Annotated in this window: 3 protein-coding genes; all 3 read right to left on the bottom strand. The window is 68.6% G+C overall.

Annotated elements, in window-relative coordinates; all coding sequences use genetic code 11:
- Positions 1-1,073 (bottom strand): ArsA family ATPase (locus tag D7V88_RS39815; RefSeq protein ID WP_147449086.1); only part of this gene is annotated, 1,073 nt, incomplete at its 3' end.
- Between the two features lie 287 nt (positions 1,074-1,360).
- On the bottom strand, positions 1,361-2,800 hold the full coding sequence (nla6, locus tag D7V88_RS39820; protein ID WP_120545727.1) for an enhancer binding protein Nla6: 1,440 nt from the start codon (positions 2,798-2,800) through the stop codon (positions 1,361-1,363).
- Positions 2,801-2,868: 68 nt separating this feature from the next.
- Positions 2,869-3,531, bottom strand: a complete 663-nt coding sequence (locus D7V88_RS39825; RefSeq protein ID WP_120545728.1) for a histidine kinase dimerization/phospho-acceptor domain-containing protein — start codon at positions 3,529-3,531, stop codon at positions 2,869-2,871.
- Positions 3,532-3,582 lie beyond the last annotated feature (51 nt).

The raw sequence follows: 3,582 nt of genomic DNA on the forward strand, positions 1-3,582 counted from the left end.
ACCCCGCCCTGCCCCACGAAGAAGATGAGCCGCGTGGGCGGCAGCGGGGGCGCCGCAATGGGCGGCATGGAGGGCGCGCGCACCAGCGCCGGGGGACCTTCCGCCGCGCTGAACTCCAGCGCCTTGGTCTCCTTGCCGGCCGACCACACGGCAGCGAACTCCTTCAGCCCGTCCAGTCCCCGGGGCGCCACTTCACGGCGGCCCAGCAGGTTCACCGGCACGGTCTTGTCCAGCGCCTGGTACTTGCGCACGTGGGGCGCCTGCAGACCGCGGCGGCCCTGACACGACGAACAGCCCTCGTGGTCCTCCACCTGGTTGACGATGACCTCCGTCACCGGCAGACCGCGCTCACGAAGCTGGGTGAAGTACGAGCGCGTCTGCGCCTCGGGCACCGGCTCCGCCAGCGTCACGAGGTGGAACGCGGTGCGCGCCGGATCCTTCAGCAGCGCGAGCAGCTTCTCCGCCTTCTGGCCCACCTGCTCCAGGAAGCCACCCGACGAGGCCGCGGCGGCCTCCGCCTTCTTGCCCTTGCCACCCGAGGCCGGCGCGCGGTCCTGTCCGGCGCGCACGAAGCCCAGGAACTTGCGCAACTGGGTCGGCATGTCGAACAGGCGCAGCGTGTGGCTGCTGGGCGCCGTGTCGACGATGATCCGGTCGAACTCGCCCGCGTCCAGCAGATCCACCACGTGGAAGAGGGCCACCAGCTCCTCCAGCCCAGGCACCGCCTGCTGGTAGAGCTTGCCCATCTCCTCGTCCGACAGGTGCGTGCCCTTCACCGCCGCCTTCGCCAGCGCCGGGAGGTACTCCGTCAGGAACGGCTTGAGCAGCGCGGCGGGGTTCAGCTCCACGCCCCACAGCCCGCCTTCGCCCTTGCCCGCCTGCAGCTTCGTGGGCTTCGTGGGCAGCTTCTTCTTCAGCAGATCCGACAGCGATTGGACCGGATCCAGCGAAACCACCAGCACCTTGTGCTTGGGAGCGTCTTCGGAGAGCCTCACCGCGTACGCTGCCGCGAGTGTGGTCTTGCCCACCCCGCCCTTGCCGCCGAAGAAGTGAAGAACTCGCGCGTCGCTCATTGCGTGTAGCCTTCCTGTGCCCCCCCGGCGGCACCCCAGATGACTCACGTCGGACGACCGCGCCCAGGGGGGCGGAAGTGGCCCGGTATGAACCTTCCCGGCCGGGCCCTCACCAACGGGTGGGAGAGGGCCGGAGGATCCCCCGTCCAGGGGTGAAAAGTCAAGAATTGACAGGGGTTTTCGAGACCTCCCCCTGCCCTCCGGCCCGCCCGGGAAGGCCCTGCCCGCGCCACTTCTGGAGCGGGTTCAAGGGCTCGAAATCCCGGGAGATCCGCCTACCCGTGGGGTCAGCGGGTCAGGTAGCTGCTGTTGGCGCCCAGGGGCCCGTCGTTGCCCTGGCCGCCCAGGTTTCCGCCGCCCGGCGAGCCCTGGGCCCGGTTCTCCGCCGCGTAGCGGTTGAGCTTGTTGTAGAGCGTCTTCTCGCTCACCCCCAGCACCTCCGCCGTGCGCGCCTTGTTGTTCCCGTTGCGCTGCAGGCTGCCCAGGATGTATTCGCGCTCCACGGCGTCCAGGCTCAGGCCGAACGGCAGCTTGAACGTATGGCGCTCCGGGCCCTTGCCGGCCATGTCGGGCGGCAGGTGCTCGCGGGTGATCAGCTCCCCGTCGCAGAGGATGACGGCGCGCTCCACGGCATTGCGAAGCTCGCGGATGTTGCCCGGCCAGTCGTAGTTCTTGAGCACCTCCATGGCCTCCGGGTGCACGCCGGAGACGCGCTTGGCGGAGTCCCCGCGGAACTTGTCCACGAAGTGCTGTACCAGGATGGGCACGTCCTCCCGGCGCTCGCGCAGCGGCGGCAGGTGCAGTTGGAACACGTTGAGGCGGAAGTAGAGATCTTCGCGGAAGCGCTGGTTCTTGATCTCCTGCTTCAGGTCGCGGTTCGTGGCGGACAGCACGCGCACGTCCACTTCGATCTCTACCTTGCCACCCAGCCGGCGCAGGCGGCCCTCTTCCAGCACGCGCAGCAGCTTCGCCTGCAGGTCGATGGGGATTTCGCCCAACTCGTCCAGGAAGAGCGTGCCGCCGTGGGCCATCTCGAAGACGCCCGGACGGCGCTGATCCGCGCCGGTGAAGGCGCCTCTCTCATGGCCGAAGAGCTCCGACTCGATGAGGGTCGCGGGGATGGACGCGCAGTTGATCGCGATGAAGGGCTTGTCGCGGCGCAGGGACAGGTTGTGCACCGTGCGGGCGACGACTTCCTTGCCGGTGCCGGACTCGCCGCTGATGGAGACGCTGGCCTTGGACGGGGCCACCTTCTCCATCATCTCGATGACCTTGCGCATGCCGGTGGAGCTGGCGATGAGGTCCGTGGAGCCCAACTGCTTGAGGCGACGCCGCAGCGTCTGCACCTCGCGCATGGTCTCCTTCTTCTCCAGCGCGCGGTCGATGCAGACCTTGAGCCGCGCGGTGTCCAGCGGCTTCACGATGAAGTCGTACGCGCCCTCGCGGATGGCCTCCACCGCGGTGTCGATGGTGCCGCGGCCGGTGAGGAACACCACCGGGCAGTCGGGCAGCTCCTCGCGCAGGTTGCGCAGGAGCCACAGGCCGTCCGTCTCCGGCATGGCCAGATCCGACAGGACGACATCGGGCCGGAACTCACCGGCCTTGCGGAGGGCGTCATGCCCGTCGAACGCGGTTTCGACCTTGTGGCCCCAGGCGGACAGCATCTCCGCGAGGGCCTCGCAGGTCTCACGTTCGTCATCCACGGCCAGGATTCGTGCGCTGCCCAAGGTGAAAACCTCCACTGCGATGAAGCGTGATGAAACCGAAGAAGCCCGTCAGCGCCCGAAAGGAGGGCTCAGGCGCGCGGGAAGACGAGGCGGCAGGAGCCCGCCTGGATGCCGAATTCGATGCCAAGCTGGGCCGCCCGGAGCGTCAGGGCCGCCACGGTGTCGGAAGCCTGCTCGGGCCCCGTGGAGCCGTCCTCCACCTCCAGCACCGCGAACGCATCCTCCGCGCGCACGGAGACCACCACGGTGCTGCCCGAGTCCGCGCGGTTGAAGGCCCGCATCAGCACCTGCACCAGGAAGAAGCCCAGCTCGGTGGTGTCCTCCAGCCGCGCCTGCACGTCCGGTTCGATGGCGCGCTGCACCTGCACCCGGCGCCGGCGACTCTCATGGCCCAGCACGTCCAGGGCCTTGCCGGTGGCGTCCGACAGCGACGCGTCCCCGGAAGGACCCGCGCCGCGAAACACGATGAAGTCCGAGAACAGCTTGAGCAGGCCGTCCACGCGCTGGATCTGCTCGCGCATGGCCTTGAGGTTCTTCTCCTGCGTGGCCGGCACCTGACCGGACTCACCCTTGAGCTTCTCGGAGAGGACCTCCAGGTGGATGGCCAGCGCGTTCAGCGGGTTGCGCACGTCGTGCAGGAGGCTGTCCATCAGCGCCGGCACGGCGTCGTAGCGGGCAGCGCCCACCACGGGATCCGACACTTCCTGGACAGAGGACACACTGCTTGCCATCGCTGATGAGCTAACCACCTGGAACTCCTCGGAATTTCCGCCGCCCCACCC

Source organism: Corallococcus terminator, assembly GCF_003611635.1.
In the GTDB taxonomy this organism is placed as follows: Bacteria; Myxococcota; Myxococcia; order Myxococcales; family Myxococcaceae; genus Corallococcus; species Corallococcus terminator.